Below are 16,099 nucleotides of genomic sequence, written 5' to 3'. Positions count from 1 at the left end.
ATGGCGGATGACACCCAGCGCTCGGTGACCCTGCAGCGCACGAGCCTTGGCCAGTACGAGGTCCGCAACGCCCGTGGCGGCACGATAACCGTCGGCGTCGGGGACGGCGCCGAGTTCAGCCCGGTGGAGCTGCTGCTCGCCGCGCTCGGCGGCTGTACGGGCGCCGACGTCGACTACATCACGAGCAAGCGCGCGGAGCCGGACAGCTTCGTCGTCCACGTCACCGGGGACAAGGTGCGGGACGAGAGCGGCGGCAACCGGCTGGTCAACCTGGCCATCGAGCTGCGCGTCTCGTTCCCGGAGGGCGCCGCCGGCGACGCCGCCCGGGAGATGCTGCCGCGAGCGGCGCGGATGTCGCACGACCGGCTCTGCACCGTCTCGCGCACGGTCCAGCTCGGCACTCCGGTCGACACCCACATCGCGCCGGCGCCGACCGGCTCCGCGTAGCCGCCTTCAGGCGGGCGTGATGATGACCTTCAGGGCGGAGTTGGCCGCGGCGTTGCCGAAGACGCCGTACGCCTCATCCATCTGATCGAAGTTGAACGAGTGGGTGCCCATCTTCTCGGCCGGAATGCGGCCGCTCGCCACCATCTTGAGCAGCGTCGGGATCGAGACCGTGTCGACCAGGCCCATGGTCAGCCGGACGTTCTTGATCCACATGTCCTGCATCGGCAGCGAGACGGGCACGCCGTGCACGCCGATGTTGGCGATGGTGCCGCCCGGCCGCACCAGTGAGGCGGCGGTCAGCAGCGTCTCGGGGTAGCCGACAGCCTCGATCGCTACGTCGACCCCGAGCCCGTCGGTGAGGGCCAGGACGTCGCCGGCCGTGCTGTCGCCGGCCTCGAAGACGTCGGTCGCACCGAATTCGAGGGCCTTCTCCAGGCGGAACTTGTTGGCGTCGATGGCGATCACCCGCGAGGCGCCCCACAGGCCGGTGGTCAGGATGGCGGCCAGGCCGACCGCGCCGGCGCCGACCACGGCCACCGTGTGGCCGGGGCGTACCTCGCCGGCCAGGACGCCGACCTCGTAGCCGGTGGGAAGCGAGTCGGCCAGGAAGATGGCTTGCTCGTTCGTGACGTTCGGCGGTACGGCGTAGAGGGAAGTGTCCGCATAGGGCACGCGGACCAGGTCGGCCTGGGTGCCGTCGATGAGGTGGCCGAAGATCCAGCCGATCCCGCCGACGGTCTGGCAGTGCGACGGCATGCCGCGCTGGCAGTATTCGCACCGGCCGCACTTGGTGATCGCCGGCACCAGAACCCGGTCGCCGGTGGCGAATCCCTTGACCGCGTCGCCGACCGCGGTGACGGTGCCGACCGCCTCGTGGCCGAGGATGCGGCCGTCGGTCACGGCGGCCACGTCGCCGTGCAGGATGTGCAGGTCCGTGCCGCAGATCGTGGCGGTGTCCACCCGGACGACCACGTCGGTCGGCTCGATGATCGTGGCATCCGGAACGTCCTCCCAGGCCTTGCGGCCCGGGCCGTGATAGACGAGTGCCTTCATAACGGCCGACGCTAACGGCGAGGTGCGGGGGCGGCCGTCGCAATATGGGACGGCTTGACGCGTACGGGAAAAGCGTCGATGCTTCTGGGAGCGCTCCCATCGACTGGGTTCAATCTCGCCGGAGGCCCGAAGATGCGTCGGATCCTGCTGTCCGTCCTGCTGGCGGTCGCCGCCGTGGTCATCGTGGCTCCGTCCGCGCACGCCGCCGCTCCCGTACGGATCATGGCGCTCGGCGACTCGATCACGGCCGGGCCCGGCTGCTGGCGCGCCAAGCTCTGGCACCGGCTGCAGACCTCGGGCTACACCGGCATCGACTTCGTCGGCACCCAGTCCGACGGCGGCGGCTGCAATCCCGGCTACAGCTACGACTTCGACCACGAGGGACACGGCGGGTTCTCGGCCACCGGCATCGCGAGCAACAACCAGCTGCCGCCGTGGCTGGCCGCCGCCCAGCCCGACGTCGTCCTCATGCACCTCGGCACCAACGACATGTGGGGCGGCTACATCCCGTTGCAGGACAAGCTGACCGCTTTCACCAAGCTGGTCGGCCAGATGCGCGCCCAGAACCCCGACATGAAAATCGTCGTCGCCCAGATCATCCCGATGAGCGCGGCCGCCTGCGCCACCTGCCCGGCCGACGTGGCGGCGCTCGACAACGCGATCCCGGCCTGGGCGGCCGGCCTGACCACGACCCGCTCGCCGATCACGGTCGCCGACCTGTGGACCGGCTACGACGCGGTAGCCGACAACGTCGACGGCACTCACCCGAACGACACCGGCTTCCAGAAGATGTCCGACGCCTGGTACCCAGCGGTGACGCGCGTCCTCGGCGGCACGACCCCGACAACGCCGCCGACGACACCGCCCACCACCCCGCCGACGACACCGCCCACCACGCCCCCGACGACACCTCCCACGACCGCGCCGCCGACAACCGGATGCACGGCCACCTACAAGGTCGTCTCCCAGTGGACCGGCGGCTTCCAGGGCGAAGTCACCGTCAAGAACGGCTCCGCGACCACCTCCACCGGCTGGACGGCGACGTTCTCCTTCGCCAACGGCCAGACCGTCACCCAGTCCTGGAACGCCACCGTCACCCAACCCGGCGCCGCCGTGACCGCCCGCAACGTCGACTGGAACGCCCGCCTGACCGTGGGCGGAACCGCCACCTTCGGCTTCCTCGCCTCGTCGGCCACCACCAACGCCACCCCGGCGGTGACCTGCACCCTCAGCTGAGCGTGAACGGGTCCTCGAGGCCGAGGTTCTGGTAGAGCCGGATCAGCTCCGCTCGCACGGGGTTGTCCGGCTCCGGCGAGAAATCCCAGTTGATGGCGTTGAGCAGGGCCAGAGTCTCGCGCCGGGCAGTGGCCGACAGCATGGCCAGGAATTCTGCCGGCATGCTGCCGACGTCGCTGGTCGCGAGCTGCTCGAAGATCCAGACCAGGTCGTCGGCCGGCAGCCGTGAAGCGTCGTCGGCGAGCTGCCGGATGAGCAGGTCACGCTGCCGGCGCTGTTCGATCAGCGAGAACGCCCACGCGTACTGCTTGGCGCGTTGCCGACCCCGCGTCCCAGACAGGAGCAGGTCGAAGAACAGGGCCGCTTCGGACACCAGGAACGGCTCGCCCTCGACCTCGTGCAGGCCCGGCACGCCGACGTTCCGCCAATAGGGCATGAGGTCATAGAGGCATTCCCGTACGTCGTGGCCGGTCTGCACGAACGCCGACCGGCGCAGTGAGCGTCCGATCTGGCCGTCGGCGGCGACCGACACGTCGGGCGCCAGCATCGCGTGATCGTCGGCGCGGTAGGTGGCGGGACGTTCGTACGGCGGCCACGGCAACGATTCGTAGACGCCTACCGCCGTGCCGTCCTCCGCGCGTACCTCCAAGCGCGTGGGGTCGGTGTCCAACCGCCAGGCCACTCGCAGCGTCTGCCACATGCGCTTGGCGTCCTCGCCGTCAAGCTGGCACTGCCACAGCAACGCCTGCCGCCGCCAGTTGTCCACGACCGGTTCGCCGACCAGTTCGGCCGCGTCCACCGGCTTGTCGCTGAGCAGGACGACGAAGCACACGAGGTTCGCCGAGAACGCGGCATGCCGGGTCGCCAACGGTGTCCGCCGCGGCTCGTAGTCGCCCCTCGTCCACGTCGGATGGGCGTAGCCGGCCTCGGGCAGCAGATCCAGCGCCAGCTCACGGCAGATGCGCCGCTTGTCGGCGCCGAGTTTGCCGAGCAACCCCCGGCAGAACTCCCACAGCGGTGCGCGCCGGGCGATGGTGACGAACGACGTGATCGCGTACAGCGGACCGGGGTCGGCCACGCCCTGGCGGCGTCGCTGGTGGAGGCGTTCCTCCGCCACGTCGACGAGGGAGGCGACGATCTGCCGGGCGGCCAGGAAGTCCCCGAAGGTGGCGTGCAGGAACTCGAAGCTGCGTTCCGGGCCGCCGGTGTCCCGAGCGGCCCGGGATTCGTGGACGAAGAAGAACCGGCCGACCATCATCTGGCTGACGGACAGGGCGCGATCGGCCGACTCCTCGAGCGCCGGGCGTAGGTCGGCCTCCCACAGCAGATGCGGGAGGTCCTCGTTCAGCTCCGCTTCGAGGATCACGTCGCCGCCTCGGTTCAGGCTGGCCAGCGCTACCGCGCTGAGGCGGCGCCACTCCGCGTCGACCTCGTCGCGGCGCCGGTCGTCGGTCCGGTTCCCGTGCTGTTTGACGACCTCCCGTTCGATGAAGTCGGCGAAGAGCCGCTCGTACAAGTCGACGCGGCCGAGGTTCCGGTCGGCGGACCGCAACGCGTTGGCGCCCGCGTCGTAGAGCGCGAGCAGCAACAGGAGCAGGGGCTGGCCGGCCAGCTCGCCGTGCGAGAGGACCGTCTCGGCGGACAGCGGGTGCAGGTCCCGGCCGGTCAGGCTCGCGGCATTGTGGGCGTTCCAGATGCCGACCCAGGCGCGGACCCGTGGCTCGTCGAACGGCTCGAGCCGGAGGACGACGGTGCCGTCCGGGAACCGTGCGCGGTCGGCGACCACGGTACGACTGGTGACGAGCACCGCGACGGGCCGGTCGAGCTCCTCCTCGCGCTGCTGGAACTGTTTGATCAGCTCGAGGTAGTCCGCCCGGTTCATCCCGGTGGCCTGCAGCAACTCGTCGAAGCCGTCCAGGATCACCACCGGCAGCGCGGCGCCGGCCCGGCGCGCGAGATCCGGCCACGAGACGCGTTCGCCGAGCATCTGCAGCAGCGACTCCTCGATCTGCGTCTGGATCGACGAGTCGGCCGGCACGTTGCGTAGCTCGACCCGGATGACCAGGAACTCGGCCGCGGGCAGTCGTGCGGCGAGGACCCGGGTCATCGCGGACTTGCCGGAGCCGGGCTGACCGAGCACCACCAGCGGGCTCATCACAGCCTCCGGGCCGGTGAGATGGGCGAGGAGGAAGCCCTGGACGTCGTCGACGACGCTGGATCGCTGCCACCACGCCTCGGTGGCCGGAAGATCGCGCGGTCCGGCCACCGAGGTCCGGCCACGCGGGTTGACATAGCTGTCGCCGAGGCTGGGGAGGACGACGTGCGCGGGCGCCTGCGTCGAACCGAGGATGCGCGTCTCGAGTCCCGCCCGGTATCGCTTGCCGAGTCCCGCGACGACGGCGTCGAGGGCGGCGGCGGGCGAGACCGCGCGGAGGCCGGCGAGCTGCACCGACAGATCGGCCGCGGTTTCCCGCAGCAGGGTGCGGGTCGCCTGCGCGTCGACCATTCCCGCCCAGACGCCGAACTCGGGCGCTTGTGTGATCAGGCGCCGATAGGCCTGCGTGTAGCGGTCGGTGGCCGTCCGGCGCACCTCGCTCGCGACGACCACCGGAGCGTCGCGGCCCTCGAATGCGCTCAGGCCGCCCAGAAAATCCCGAACGGCCGCGGCTGCGTTCTCGAAGAACTGCTCGAGGTCTCGCACGGTTGCCTCGAACGGCCGGTGCGGAGCGGGGATCGGCAGGGGAGTGTCGACCAGAATCCCTACCCAGTCGGCGTACCGGTTCATCGCGGTGGTCGACGTCGCGATGGCGACTTGCTCTCCTGCGGTCAGCCGGGCCGCCGTCAGGTCCACATCGAGTGCTTCGTAGAAGGCGGTGACCACGACGATCGCGTGGGCGGCGACGAGGCGCTGCGTACGGTCGAAGCGCCGCACACCGGTGACCCGCTCCCGCAGGTGGCTCACCGCGTCGTTGCCCCACTTGATCAGCTCGCCGCGAAGGGCGAACAGGTCGTTGCCGCCGAGGCTGCCCAGGGTCACCGCGGTGGCCGCGGCGCCGGTCACGGCACCCAGCAGCCGGATGACGGGTTCGTCCGCGCTGCCGAGAAGCCGCGCGGCGTCGGCGTAGCTGAGTTGGCGGGGCCGCATCGACGTACCTTAACGGCCGGCTCAGAGGGCGAGCAGAGCCGCCAGGAACAGAACGAACGCGGCCCAGGTCGACCCAGCGTTGATCCAGTTGATGCTGAAGTACTTGCGGCGGCCCGCCTCCCAGTCTGCCGGCATGTTTTCCGGGTCCCACGCCAGCATGCGGTCGTAGTGCGGTTCCTTCCACACGTTGGCGACCACGTACACGCCGGCGATCACCAGGATCCAGCCGATCAGGGTGAGCCAGAACGACGCGCTGCCGCGGTCGTCCCAGAGGGCGATCAGCGCGACGATCGGCGCGACGCCCATGCCGATCGAGCACGCGTAGTTGAACCACGCCTTTCGCGCGAAGCGCAAGAAGGCGCCCATGAAGTTGCGGAAATCGCGGCCGTCCATCGCCGCCAGCATCGGGTGCAGGATCGTGGTCAGCATCGCCAGCAGGCCGGACCACGGTCCCGCGAAGAAGACGGACGCCGCGAGCGCCCATTGCTCGACCGTCACGGCGGCATCCTACGCCCCTGAATCGACGTCGATCGAAGCAGCGAAACGGGCGGCGACGGCGGCCACGGCGGCGCGCAGCTCCGGTCCTTCCTCGACGGTGAAGGCGAACGGGATGGCGGCCAGCCACTCCTGGGCGTACATCTCGGTGTTTCTCGTGGTCCCGGTGAGCACGCACCGGTCGCCGCCGGCCTCGAGGCGGCCCATCGGCGGCCGGATCCAGGGCGCCACCCGCTCGTAGGGCGCGTGGAACACCACGCGGGTCGGGTACTTCCAGCCCGAGCCCAGGTTTTCCTCCAGGGCGGCGACCGGGTCGAGGCCGTCGGGCGGGGTGAAGGGTTGCGGCAGCTGCCGCACGTCGCGCATCCGGTCGATCCGGTACGTGCGGATCGCGCCGGCCCGGTGCGAGTGGCACAGCAGATACCAGCGGCCGAAGCGCACCACCACCGCCCACGGATCGACCTCGGCCTCCCACTCGCTGCCGCTCTCGCCCGCATAGGTGACGGCCACCCGGCGGCGGGCGGCAACGGCCGCGACCAGCGCGCTTGTCGTGGCGGGATCGGCGCGCGCGGCCCGGCGGTCGGGGGCAGCCGACGCGTACGCCCGCAGCGCCGCCGCCTGCCGGCCGACGCTCTCCGGCAGCGCGCGGATGACCTTGCTGAGCGCCTCGCCGACCGGATCGGCGGCGTCGATGGCCGACGGGTGCCCGTCGAGCACGGCCATGACCAGACCGAGCGCCTGCTCCTCGGTGAAGACCACGGGCGGCAGCCGGGCGCCGCGGCCGAGGCGATAGCCCCCGTACGGCCCGCGGGCGGACTCGACCGGGATGCCGGCCTCCCGGAGGATCCCGACATATCGCCGCGCGGCACGCTCGGTCACGCCGAGGGCCGACGCCAGCTGCTCGGCCGTCGTGCCCGGCCGGGCCTGCAGGATCTCGAGCGTGCGCAGCGCCCGGGCGGTGGGACTTTCCACCCGAGTCAACATACCGGAAGTAGAACGTCCGGAATGGGTCATAGGTTGAGGGCATGACTGACGAAAACATCGTGCTTGTCGGCGGCCTCTGGCTCGATCCCTCGGCGTGGGACGCCGTCGTCGCCGAGATCGAGAAGTCCGGCCGCAACGCCGTGGTCGTCGCCCTGCCCGGCCAGGGCGACGGGAACGTCGCGGCGACGCTCGACGACCAGGTCGGCGCGGTCGTCGCGGCCGTCGACGCGGCGCCCGGCCGGCCCGTCCTCGTGGGCCACTCCGCCGCCTGCGGTCTGGCCTGGATGGCCGCCGACGCGCGCCCCGAGCGAGTGAGCAAGGTCGTGCTGGTCGGCGGGTTCCCGTCGGCCGACGGCGACAACTATTCCCCTTCGTTCCCGATCGAGAACGGCGCGATGCCCTTCCCTGGCTGGGAGCCCTTCGAGGGCGCCGACTCGGCCGACCTCGACGAGGAGGCGCGTAAGAGGTTCACCGCCGCCGCCGTTCCGGTGCCCGAGGCGGTGGCCAAGGCGACCGTCCGCCTGACCGACGAGCGGCGCTACGACCTGCCCGTCGTGATGGTCTGCCCCGAGTACACGCCGGCCGAGCTGCGGGAGTGGCGGGACGCCGGTGAGCTGCCCGAGCTCGCCCGGGTCAAGCACGTCGACCTGGTCGACATCGACTCGGGCCACTGGCCGATGCTGACCCGCCCGGCCGAGCTGGCCCGGATCCTGACCAGCGCCTGATCAAACGGCCGGGTCGAGGCGGTAGCCGACACCCCGTACGGTCTGGATGGAGTCCCGGCCGAACGGCCGGTCGACCTTGTCCCGCAGGTACCGGACGTAGACGTCGACCACGTTGGACCCGCCGTCGTAGGCGAAGTCCCACACGTGCTCGATCAGGTACGTGCGGGTCAGCGTCTCGCCGGCGCGCCGCATCAGCTCGTGCAGCAGCGAGAACTCCTTCGGCGACAGGCTCACCGCGGTGCCGCCGCGGCACACCGACCGGGTGGCCGGATCGAGGACCAGGTCCGCCACCCGGAGCTCGGCCGGCCGCTCCCGGACGTCGCGCCGGGCCAGCGCCCGCACCCGGGCCAGCAGCTCGGCCAGCGCGAACGGCTTGGTCAGGTAGTCGTCGGCGCCCGAGTCGAGCCCCCGCACCTTGTCGGCCATCGCGTCGCGGGCGGTGAGCATGAGCACCGGCACCCAGCGGCCGCGGTCGCGCACCTCGCGCAGCACCTCGAAGCCGTCCGGCGCCGGGATCATCGCGTCCAGCACCACGATGTCGTAGTCGGTCTCGGTGATGCCCCAGACCGCGTCGGTGCCGGTGCCGACCGCGTCGACCGCGTACCCCGCGCGGCGCATGCTGCGCGACAGCATGGCCGACATCGCCCGGTCGTCCTCGACCACCAGCATCCTCATGCGTACCCCAAAGCTAGAAACCGCGGCGGTCCGCACGCGCGACCACCCGGGCCATCTCCTCGCGCAGGCGTTGCACCTCGGCCCGGAGATCCTCGGCGGCGGCCGTGGCGCGCCGGCCCTGGTCCACGTCGTACAGTGCCGCCTCCAACCCCTTGCGGTCGGCGTGCCGGCCGGACATCAGCACCAGCGACACCTCGAGCAACGCCACCGCCGACAGCACGAGCCCGAGCACCGCCACCGCCCCGGCGTGCCGGTCGCCCACGACCGCGGCGGTGGCCGCCGCGACGACCACGGCCGCCAGCACGAGCAGGTAGCGCCAGGTGCCGGCGACCCGCAGGACCAGATCGGCCGCGCGCTCGCCGGGGCTCAGCCGCCGCCCGGTTCGTACCCCGGGGTGGCGGTCCCAATCAGTCATGGCAGTCACACTGCTCCCCGGCGCATGAGAAATCCGTGAGCGCCGTGCCAGGGTCGATCCATGCGCCTGATGCCGCGCTCGCTGCGCTCCCGGCTGGTCCTGCTGTTCGCCGCCGGCACGCTCGCCGCACTCGTGCTCTGCCTGTCGCTGCTGTTCGTGGCGCTGGACCGGGAGCTGCGCACGTCCGTCGACGACGACCTCAGCAGCCGCGGCGACGACCTGGTGGCGGCCTTGCGCGACGGTGACCTGAGCGCGGTGACCAGCGATCCGTACGCGCAGCTCTACAACGCGGACGGGACCGTGATGGCCGGCTCGGCGTCGCTGGCCGGCCAGCGACTGCTGCAGCCGGCGGAGGTGCGCGCGATCCGGGGGATGGTGTCGTCGAGCCGTACCCTCCCGCTCGGGCCGGAGGGCCATGCCGCCGACGTCCGGTTGCGGTCGCGGGTGGTCGGGTCGGGGGACGTGCTGACCGTCGCCCTGCCCTACGGCGTGGTCGAGCAGGCCAGCAGCCGCCAGATGCTGGTGATCGTGGCCGCGGTGCCGCTGCTGGCCGCGGTGCTGGCCGGGCTGGGCTGGACGCTGGTCCGGGCCGCGCTGCGCCCGGTGGACGTGCTGACCCGGGAGGCCGCGGCCATCTCGACCCTGGAGAACGGGCGCCGGCTCCCGGCGGTGGCCGGCGACGACGAGATCGCCCGGCTGGCCGCCACTCTGGACGCCATGCTGGCCCGGCTCGCCGTGGCGTTCGCCCGGGAGCGGGAGTTCGTCGACGACGCGAGCCACGAGCTGCGCACGCCGGTCGCGGTGCTGCGCGGGGAGATCGAGCTGGCATTGTCCGAAGATGATCCGGCCGAGGTGCGCCGGTCGCTGCTGGCCGCGCAGGACCAGGTCGACCGGCTCGCCCGGCTCACCGAGGACCTGCTGCTGCTGGCCCGCGAGCGCGACGGGTCCCTGGCGGTGCACCGCGAGCCGGTCGACCTGGCCGATCTCGCGGCCGCCGAGGCCCGCGCCCTGGGCCCGGCGATGGGCCTCGCGATCACCGTCCGCGGCGAGCCGGTTGTGGTGGAAGCCGACCCGGACCGGTTGCGCCAGGTGTTCGCCAACCTGGCCGCCAACAGTGCCGCCGCCGGGGCCGCCACGGTCGCCGTACGGATTGGAATGGAGCGGACAGCGGTCCGCCTGGAGTGGGCCGACGATGGCCCGGGGTTCCCGCCGGATGTGCTCGCCTCCGCGTTCGAAAGGTTCGTCCGCGGTACGAGCTCGCGTGCGTCCGGCGCGGGCCTCGGGTTGTCCATCGTCCGGGCCGTCATGATCGCGCACGGCGGCAGCGCCGGGATCCGCAACGAGGGCGGCGGCGTGGTGACCGTGCGGCTTCCGATGAATTGACCTCAGCGTGAGCGGCGCACGACCGCGTCGAAACCCGCCGCGAGCAGCAGCACCGCGCCGGTCACGATGTATTCGTAGCCCGAGGAGTTCGCGCCCTGGATCAGGTCGCTCATCCCGTTGATGATGACGGCGACGACCAGCCCGCCCAGCACCGCGTCGATGATCCGGCCGTGGCCGCCGAAGAGCGACGTGCCCCCGATGACGGCCGCGCCGACCGCGAGCAGCAGCGTGTTGCCGGCGCCCGCGTTCGACTGCACGGACTGCAGCAGCGACGCGGCGACCAGCCCGGAGATGGCGGCCATCCCGGATCCGATCGCGAAGACCGAGATCCGCACCCGGTTCACCACCACACCGGCCCGGCGCGAGGCCTCCTCGTTGCCGCCGACCGCGTAGACGTGCCGGCCGTAGCGCGTGCGGCTCAGCATGAAGTGCCACAGCACGTACAGGATCACCAATAACACGACGACCCAGGGCATGCCCTGGGCCTTGTTGCTGAAGAAGGCGTTGGCGACCAGGTTGCGGTTCAAGCCCATCTCGTACGTGAAAGCAGCGCCGACGACCGCCAGCAGCACCACCTTCGCGGCGATGACCGTGTACGGCACCGGCGGTAGCCCGGCCCGGCGGCGTCCCCGCGCGTCGTTCACCTTGATCGACGCGTACCCGAGAACGAAGAGTGCCAGGAGCACCCAGCCCAGCCAGATCGGGACGAAGCTGTTCTCCAGTTCGATCAGCGGGTTGCCGTCCGGCAGGTTCACCGACCCCTGCCCGCCGATCAGGATCAGCGTGACGCCCTGGAACGCCAGGAACGTCGCGAGCGTGATGACGAACGACGGGATGCCGACCCGGGCCCGCAGCCAGCCGATCCCCAGGCCGATCGCGACGCCCGCGGCCAGCGCGATCAGGACGCCCAGCAACCAGGGCACCCCGTGGCGCAGCTCGAGCACCGCCATCAGCGCCGAGCAGAGCCCGCCGGTGGTGCCGGCCGACAGGTCGATCTCGCCGAGCAGCAGCACGAAGACCAGGCCCATCGCCATCACGATGATCGGCGCGGCCTGGATCACCAGCGCCTCGATGTTGTACGCGCTGAGGAAGCCCTGGTGCACCACGGCGAACACCGCGGTGATGACCACCAGCCCGACCAGCGCGGGAAGCGAACCCAGCTCACCGCCACGCAGACGGGCCAGGTAGCCGCGCGTGTACGCGGCCAGGGCCGCCCTGCCCTCGGGCGGCGGGCTGTCGCCGGGCTCGTTCTGCTCGGCGATCTCGTCGATCGGCGCGCTCATACGACCGCCCCCGAAAGTCCGAGCTCGCCCGAGCGGCCCGCCGTGATCAGCTCGACCACCTGGGTCTGGGTGACGTCGATCCGGCGGACCTGGGCCGCCGTCCGGCCCAGGTACAGCACCGCGATCGAGTCGGCCACCCGCATGACGTCGTTCATGTTGTGCGACACCAGGAGCACCGCCACGCCCTGGCCGGCCAGCCGCCGGACCAGATCGAGGACCTGCTCGGTCTGGGCGACGCCGAGCGCCGCCGTCGGCTCGTCCAGGATGACCACCCGCGACTGCCAGAGGACGGCCTTGGCGATCGCCACGGTCTGCCGCTGGCCGCCGGAAAGGCTCGAGACCTTCTGGCGTACGGATCGGACGGTCCGCACCGACAGCGACGTCAGCGCGGCGCGGGCCTTGCGTTCCATGCTGTTCTCGTCGAGGGTGCGGAGCCGGGTGACGTCCTCCCGGCCGAGGAACATGTTCTCGACGACGTCGAGGTTGTCGGCGAGCGCCAGGTCCTGGTAAACGATCTCCACGCCCAGGGCCGCGGCGTCACGCGGCCCGTGCAGCACCTGCGCGACGCCGTCGAAGAGGATCTCGCCGGCGTCGATGCGGTGAATGCCGCCGACGCACTTGATGAGCGTTGACTTCCCGGCGCCGTTGTCGCCGACCAGCGCGGTGATCTCGCCGGGGCGAGCCGTGAGGCTCACCCCGGACAGCGCGCGCACCGGCCCGAACGACTTGTCCACGCCACGCAGCTCGAGCGTCATTGGCCGGCCTTGAGGCCGTTGGCGGTGCAGAGCTTTGCCAGCGAGGCGGTCGGGCAGACCGCGGCGTAGGTGACGTAGCCGTCGGTGACCGGCTGCGCGACGTTCGCCTTGGTGATCACGGTCGGCGCGGCCAGGTACGACGGGACCTCGCGTCCGCTGACCGGGTCCTTGACGGTGGCCGGCGCGGCCGGCTTCTGTCCGGCGAGGATCTGCGAGGACAGCTTGATCGCGACGTCGGCCTCACCCGCGACCGGCTTGTAGATCGTGAAGCACTGGGTGCCGGCCATCACGTTGTCCAGGCCGCCCGCCGTGGCGTCCTGACCCGAGACCGCCACCTTGCCGGACAGGCCCTGCGCCTTGAGCACGTTGATCACCGACTGGGCCATGGTGTCGTTGGCCACCATGACGGCGTTGATGTCGTGGTGCTGCCCGAGCATCGTGGTGAACACCGTCTGCGCGGTCGCGGCGTCCCAGTTGCCGCTCTGGTCGGCGAGCTTCTTCCAGCCCGCCTGCTTCGACAGCACCGAGTTGTAGCCCTGGGCGAACAGCGTCGCGTTGTTGTCGGTCGCGGCGCCGTCGATCTCCACGTAGTTGACCGTGCTCTTGCCCTTGACCTGCGCGCACTGGGTGAGCGCGGTGCCCTGGTCCTCGCCGACCTTCACGTTGTCGTACGAGACGTAGTAGGCGGCGTTGCCGCCGGAGGTGAGCCGGTCGTAGTCGATCGTGACGACGTTGTGCTGCTGCGCGAGCGACTCGATCGCCTTGCCGGACCCCGGGTCGAGGTTGGTGAGCAGCAGCACCCCCACGCCGGCGTTGATCAGCGCCTGGGCCTGCGCCTGCTGCGTGGTGGCGCTGCCGTTGGCGTTGTCGATGTAGCAGGTCAGCTTGAACGCGATGCACTGCTTGTTGAGCTCGTTCGGATCCGCCGACACCCACCGCGGCGACGTCGAGGTGTCCGGCAAGAGGATGCCGACCTTGGTGTTGGCGGGTGCGGCGCTGCCGGCGCCGCCACCCGAGTTGTTGTTGCCGCACGCGGCCAGTCCGGCCAGCACCGTGACGGCGACTCCGGCGAGCGCCACGGCCCGGCGGGGCGAGGTACGCATCGATGTGCTCCTTCCAGTTCAGAAACTGGAACCCACGATGCGACCGCGAAAATGAGACAGCCGTGAGAGCTTGCTTGTGCTCGACTACTGGCGGCGCCGCGGGCCGTTGTGTAGTGCTGCCTCTTCGGACTCGCTGAGCCAGGCGCGGTACCAGTCGGCGAAGGTCACTCGGCTGCCATCCGGGTTCTGCAGGGGATGGAAGCCCTCTTCGTCCGCTGTGTTGTCGGCCCACATCTGACCACGGGACGGGCCACTCACGACAAGTGCCTCACGCGCGGCGCAGCCCAGGTCGCAGAGGTAGAGCAGGCCGGTCTCCGGCTGTGGAGGCAGGTCGTCGGCCGGGTTGAAGGCTCGGGTGTGGCCGAACGGCAGGGCGAGCGTTTCACGGTCGTTGAGGGAGGCGCCGTCGCCTTCCCACCGCCAGCGCCCGTTGACGCATCGCAGCGGAAAGAGACCGCATTCCGGGCGTGGCGCCGAAATCCTCCGCGGCGCCGGCGAGTCCGGCCAGGGCCGCGATGCGAGGCCGGACGTCTGACCAATCGATCTCCGTCATGGCGCGGACACTAGCGCCACCCGGCGCTTCAGACGGCGACGTCCACGTAGATGCGGTTGGTCAGCTCGCCGACGTGGAACTTGTGCTTGCCGCTCAGGCCGAGGGCGATCGTGACGTAGCCCTCGTAGTCGCCGGCGACCGCGTAGGCCTTGATGGTCGCCAGGCCGGTGCGGTGGGTGCCGGTCACGGTGGGGGTGCCGTCGTCGCGGTGCGCCTGGGCCGGATGCAGGACGATCAGCAGGAAGGCCGCGCCGGGCATCGGGACCGGCTCGCCGGAGCCGTCGCTGCGTACCTCGGTCACGTACTTGACCTGGTAACCGGGCAGTGCGCCCGGAATGTCCAGCACGATGCGGTCGAAGCCGTCGCTGTGTGCGGCGTACCGGATGCCGGTGACCACGGGAACCGGCGGCACGGGCGGCTCGTGGGTGACGGTGACCGGGGTCGTCGCCCAGGTGGTCGCCGCGGCCGTGACTTCCCGGGCCTGCGAGGAGGACGAGGGCGAGGGTGAGGGCGAGGCAGCTGTCGTCGCCGGTGGTGGTGATGATGCCGCGGTGGGGGTGGAGCCGCCGGCGCAACCGCCGGTGACGGTGAGTGCGATGAGAACGATGAGCGCGGTGGTTCCCTTCATGGCCGTGGCCTCCGTCGCTGGTGCAGGGTGAGATCAGGCTAGGCACTTCCGGGCCCGGTGTATTCCCGGATTCGTGCCGCCCGCGGTTCTGCGCGTTTCGTTCAAGACCGGCGGCCGCGCGGCGCCTAGGTTCGACCGGGTGACCGACAACGACACAGACAGCGGGCCGGCGATCCTGGTCACCGGCGGGCTGGGCATGATCGGCGCGCAGACCGCCCGCGCGCTCGCCGAGCTCGGCCGCGAGGTCGTCGTCACCTCGCACCGCCGGGCCAAGGTCCCGTCGTTCCTGGCCGGCCGGGCCGCTGACGCCGGCCGGGCCGCTGACGCCGGCCGGGCCGCTGACGCCGGCCGGGCCGCTGACGCCGGCCCGGTGGCCGACGCCGGGCGGGTGACCGTCGAGCGGCTCGACGTCACCGACCGGGACGCGTTTCTCGCGCTCGCCGACCGGCACGGCATCGGCGACGTCGTCCACCTGGCCGGCAGCATCCCGGGCGAGAACCCGGTCGACTACTTCCGGACCGACATGATCGGGCTGCTCAACGCGCTGGATGTCGCCCGCGCCCGGCGGGTGCGCCGGTTCGCCGTGGCGAGCAGCCTCGGCGCGTACATCGGGCGCCGCGAGGTCCCGTGGCACGAGGAGCTCGCGCTGCCCACCGCGTCGCTGCCGCACCCGATCATCGCGTTCAAGAAGGCGGTCGAGCCGCTCACCACCCACGGCCTGCTCGGCAGCGGCGTCCAGCCGGTCGTGCTGCGGATCGGGAGCACGTGGGGGCCGCTGATGGACCCGGAGTCGCCGTTCAACGCCATCCCGCCGTTCATCAGCGCCGCCCTGCGCGGGGAGCAGCCGCGGACGGTGCACGCCGGCGATGGTGGCGACTTCTGCTACGCGCCCGACGCCGGCCGCGCGATCGCGCTGCTGATGACCGCGGACGAGCTGCGGCACGACACCTACAACGTGTCCGGCGGCCGCTCGTTCACCTACCGCGAGCTCGCGGACGCGGTGGAGGCGGCCGTCCCGGGCGCGCGGATCGACCTCCTGCCCGGCCGGCAGCACGGCCCCGGCGCCGACCCCTACCTCGACATCACCCGGCTCACCGGGGACACCGGCTTCATGCCCGCCTTCGACGTCGCCACGGCCGTGGCCGACTACGTGAAGTGGCGCGCGGCGAATTCGCGCTGACGAAGATGTCGAGAACCGCGCGGCGGTTCCGTCCCCGCT

General features: G+C 71.4%; 15 protein-coding genes. 5 read left to right on the top strand and 10 right to left on the bottom strand.

The annotated features are described in order from the left end of the window. Positions 1-447: an OsmC family protein gene (locus ACQPZX_RS27955; RefSeq protein WP_433361138.1), complete on the top strand. Its 447-nt coding sequence runs from the start codon at positions 1-3 to the stop codon at positions 445-447. A gap of 6 nt (positions 448-453) precedes the next feature. Here ACQPZX_RS27955 and ACQPZX_RS27950 read toward each other — a convergent pair whose 3' ends face one another. Then, positions 454-1,500, bottom strand: a complete 1,047-nt coding sequence (locus ACQPZX_RS27950; protein WP_433361135.1) for an alcohol dehydrogenase catalytic domain-containing protein — start codon at positions 1,498-1,500, stop codon at positions 454-456. Between the two features lie 132 nt (positions 1,501-1,632). Between ACQPZX_RS27950 and ACQPZX_RS27945 the strand changes: the two genes are divergently transcribed. Then, on the top strand, positions 1,633-2,736 hold the full coding sequence (locus ACQPZX_RS27945; RefSeq protein WP_433361132.1) for a cellulose binding domain-containing protein: 1,104 nt from the start codon (positions 1,633-1,635) through the stop codon (positions 2,734-2,736). Here ACQPZX_RS27945 and ACQPZX_RS27940 read toward each other — a convergent pair. Genes ACQPZX_RS27940 through ACQPZX_RS27930 form a run of 3 tightly spaced genes read right to left on the bottom strand, consistent with a single transcriptional unit; the run spans position 2,729 to position 7,306 of the window. Beyond that, positions 2,729-5,881 (bottom strand): NACHT domain-containing protein, encoded by a 3,153-nt coding sequence (locus tag ACQPZX_RS27940; protein WP_433361129.1) that lies wholly within the window; start codon positions 5,879-5,881, stop codon positions 2,729-2,731. The two genes, ACQPZX_RS27945 and ACQPZX_RS27940, sit on opposite strands and share 8 nt — an antisense overlap. A gap of 21 nt (positions 5,882-5,902) precedes the next feature. After that, the gene (locus ACQPZX_RS27935) at positions 5,903-6,379 is read right to left on the bottom strand and encodes a hypothetical protein (RefSeq protein ID WP_433361126.1); all 477 of its coding nucleotides are present in this window, start codon (positions 6,377-6,379) and stop codon (positions 5,903-5,905) included. A gap of 9 nt (positions 6,380-6,388) precedes the next feature. After that, positions 6,389-7,306 carry a helix-turn-helix transcriptional regulator gene (locus tag ACQPZX_RS27930; protein ID WP_433385461.1) on the bottom strand — a complete coding sequence of 306 codons (918 nt, stop codon included), beginning with the start codon at positions 7,304-7,306 and terminating at the stop codon, positions 6,389-6,391. A gap of 95 nt (positions 7,307-7,401) precedes the next feature. On the opposite strand from ACQPZX_RS27930, the gene ACQPZX_RS27925 reads away from it, so the two are divergent. After that, complete coding sequence (locus tag ACQPZX_RS27925) at positions 7,402-8,085, top strand: alpha/beta fold hydrolase (protein WP_433361123.1); 684 nt, start codon at positions 7,402-7,404, stop codon at positions 8,083-8,085. On the opposite strand, the gene ACQPZX_RS27920 is transcribed toward ACQPZX_RS27925, so the two are convergent. Continuing rightward, on the bottom strand, positions 8,086-8,760 hold the full coding sequence (locus tag ACQPZX_RS27920; protein ID WP_433361120.1) for a response regulator transcription factor: 675 nt from the start codon (positions 8,758-8,760) through the stop codon (positions 8,086-8,088). It abuts the gene before it with no gap. Positions 8,761-8,773: 13 nt separating this feature from the next. Further along, positions 8,774-9,175: a DUF1003 domain-containing protein gene (locus tag ACQPZX_RS27915; protein WP_433361117.1), complete on the bottom strand. Its 402-nt coding sequence runs from the start codon at positions 9,173-9,175 to the stop codon at positions 8,774-8,776. Positions 9,176-9,235: 60 nt separating this feature from the next. Here ACQPZX_RS27915 and ACQPZX_RS27910 point away from each other — a divergent pair, with 60 nt between their 5' ends. Next, positions 9,236-10,558, top strand: coding sequence for an ATP-binding protein (locus ACQPZX_RS27910; RefSeq protein ID WP_433361114.1), 1,323 nt, complete (start codon positions 9,236-9,238; stop codon positions 10,556-10,558). Positions 10,559-10,560: 2 nt separating this feature from the next. Here the strand turns inward: ACQPZX_RS27910 and ACQPZX_RS27905 are convergent, their stop codons facing one another. From ACQPZX_RS27905 to ACQPZX_RS27890, 4 genes are all read right to left on the bottom strand, one after another. After that, the gene (locus ACQPZX_RS27905; RefSeq protein ID WP_433361112.1) at positions 10,561-11,841 is read right to left on the bottom strand and encodes a sugar ABC transporter permease; all 1,281 of its coding nucleotides are present in this window, start codon (positions 11,839-11,841) and stop codon (positions 10,561-10,563) included. Further along, complete coding sequence (locus tag ACQPZX_RS27900; protein WP_433361109.1) at positions 11,838-12,596, bottom strand: ATP-binding cassette domain-containing protein; 759 nt, start codon at positions 12,594-12,596, stop codon at positions 11,838-11,840. Before ACQPZX_RS27900 ends, ACQPZX_RS27905 begins: the two co-directional genes overlap by 4 nt. After that, on the bottom strand, positions 12,593-13,699 hold the full coding sequence (locus ACQPZX_RS27895) for a sugar ABC transporter substrate-binding protein (RefSeq protein WP_433361106.1): 1,107 nt from the start codon (positions 13,697-13,699) through the stop codon (positions 12,593-12,595). The genes ACQPZX_RS27900 and ACQPZX_RS27895 overlap by 4 nt, the downstream gene beginning before the upstream one ends. 581 nt (positions 13,700-14,280) lie before the next feature. Next, the gene (locus ACQPZX_RS27890; RefSeq protein ID WP_433361103.1) at positions 14,281-14,880 is read right to left on the bottom strand and encodes an AMIN-like domain-containing (lipo)protein; all 600 of its coding nucleotides are present in this window, start codon (positions 14,878-14,880) and stop codon (positions 14,281-14,283) included. A gap of 139 nt (positions 14,881-15,019) precedes the next feature. On the opposite strand from ACQPZX_RS27890, the gene ACQPZX_RS27885 reads away from it, so the two are divergent. Further along, positions 15,020-16,060, top strand: coding sequence for an NAD-dependent epimerase/dehydratase family protein (locus ACQPZX_RS27885; RefSeq protein ID WP_433361101.1), 1,041 nt, complete (start codon positions 15,020-15,022; stop codon positions 16,058-16,060). The last annotated feature ends 39 nt before the right edge of the window (positions 16,061-16,099 follow it).

The sequence above is a fragment of the Actinoplanes sp. CA-142083 genome (assembly GCF_050942195.1).
Taxonomy (GTDB): domain Bacteria; phylum Actinomycetota; class Actinomycetes; order Mycobacteriales; family Micromonosporaceae; genus Actinoplanes.
This window is presented reverse-complemented; position numbering and strand designations above follow the sequence as displayed.

Bases quoted from the DNA above. Each gene is read 5' to 3' on its own strand.
- ACQPZX_RS27955 (WP_433361138.1), top strand. From the start codon at position 1: ATGGCGGATGACACCCAGCGCTCGGTGACCCTGCAGCGCACGAGCCTT.
- ACQPZX_RS27950 (WP_433361135.1), bottom strand. From the start codon at position 1,500: ATGAAGGCACTCGTCTATCACGGCCCGGGCCGCAAGGCCTGGGAGGAC.
- ACQPZX_RS27915 (WP_433361117.1), bottom strand. From the start codon at position 9,175: ATGACTGATTGGGACCGCCACCCCGGGGTACGAACCGGGCGGCGGCTG.
- ACQPZX_RS27945 (WP_433361132.1), top strand. From the start codon at position 1,633: ATGCGTCGGATCCTGCTGTCCGTCCTGCTGGCGGTCGCCGCCGTGGTC.
- ACQPZX_RS27920 (WP_433361120.1), bottom strand. From the start codon at position 8,760: ATGAGGATGCTGGTGGTCGAGGACGACCGGGCGATGTCGGCCATGCTG.
- ACQPZX_RS27910 (WP_433361114.1), top strand. From the start codon at position 9,236: ATGCGCCTGATGCCGCGCTCGCTGCGCTCCCGGCTGGTCCTGCTGTTC.
- ACQPZX_RS27895 (WP_433361106.1), bottom strand. From the start codon at position 13,699: ATGCGTACCTCGCCCCGCCGGGCCGTGGCGCTCGCCGGAGTCGCCGTC.
- ACQPZX_RS27925 (WP_433361123.1), top strand. From the start codon at position 7,402: ATGACTGACGAAAACATCGTGCTTGTCGGCGGCCTCTGGCTCGATCCC.
- ACQPZX_RS27890 (WP_433361103.1), bottom strand. From the start codon at position 14,880: ATGAAGGGAACCACCGCGCTCATCGTTCTCATCGCACTCACCGTCACC.
- ACQPZX_RS27905 (WP_433361112.1), bottom strand. From the start codon at position 11,841: ATGAGCGCGCCGATCGACGAGATCGCCGAGCAGAACGAGCCCGGCGAC.
- ACQPZX_RS27900 (WP_433361109.1), bottom strand. From the start codon at position 12,596: ATGACGCTCGAGCTGCGTGGCGTGGACAAGTCGTTCGGGCCGGTGCGC.
- ACQPZX_RS27940 (WP_433361129.1), bottom strand. From the start codon at position 5,881: ATGCGGCCCCGCCAACTCAGCTACGCCGACGCCGCGCGGCTTCTCGGC.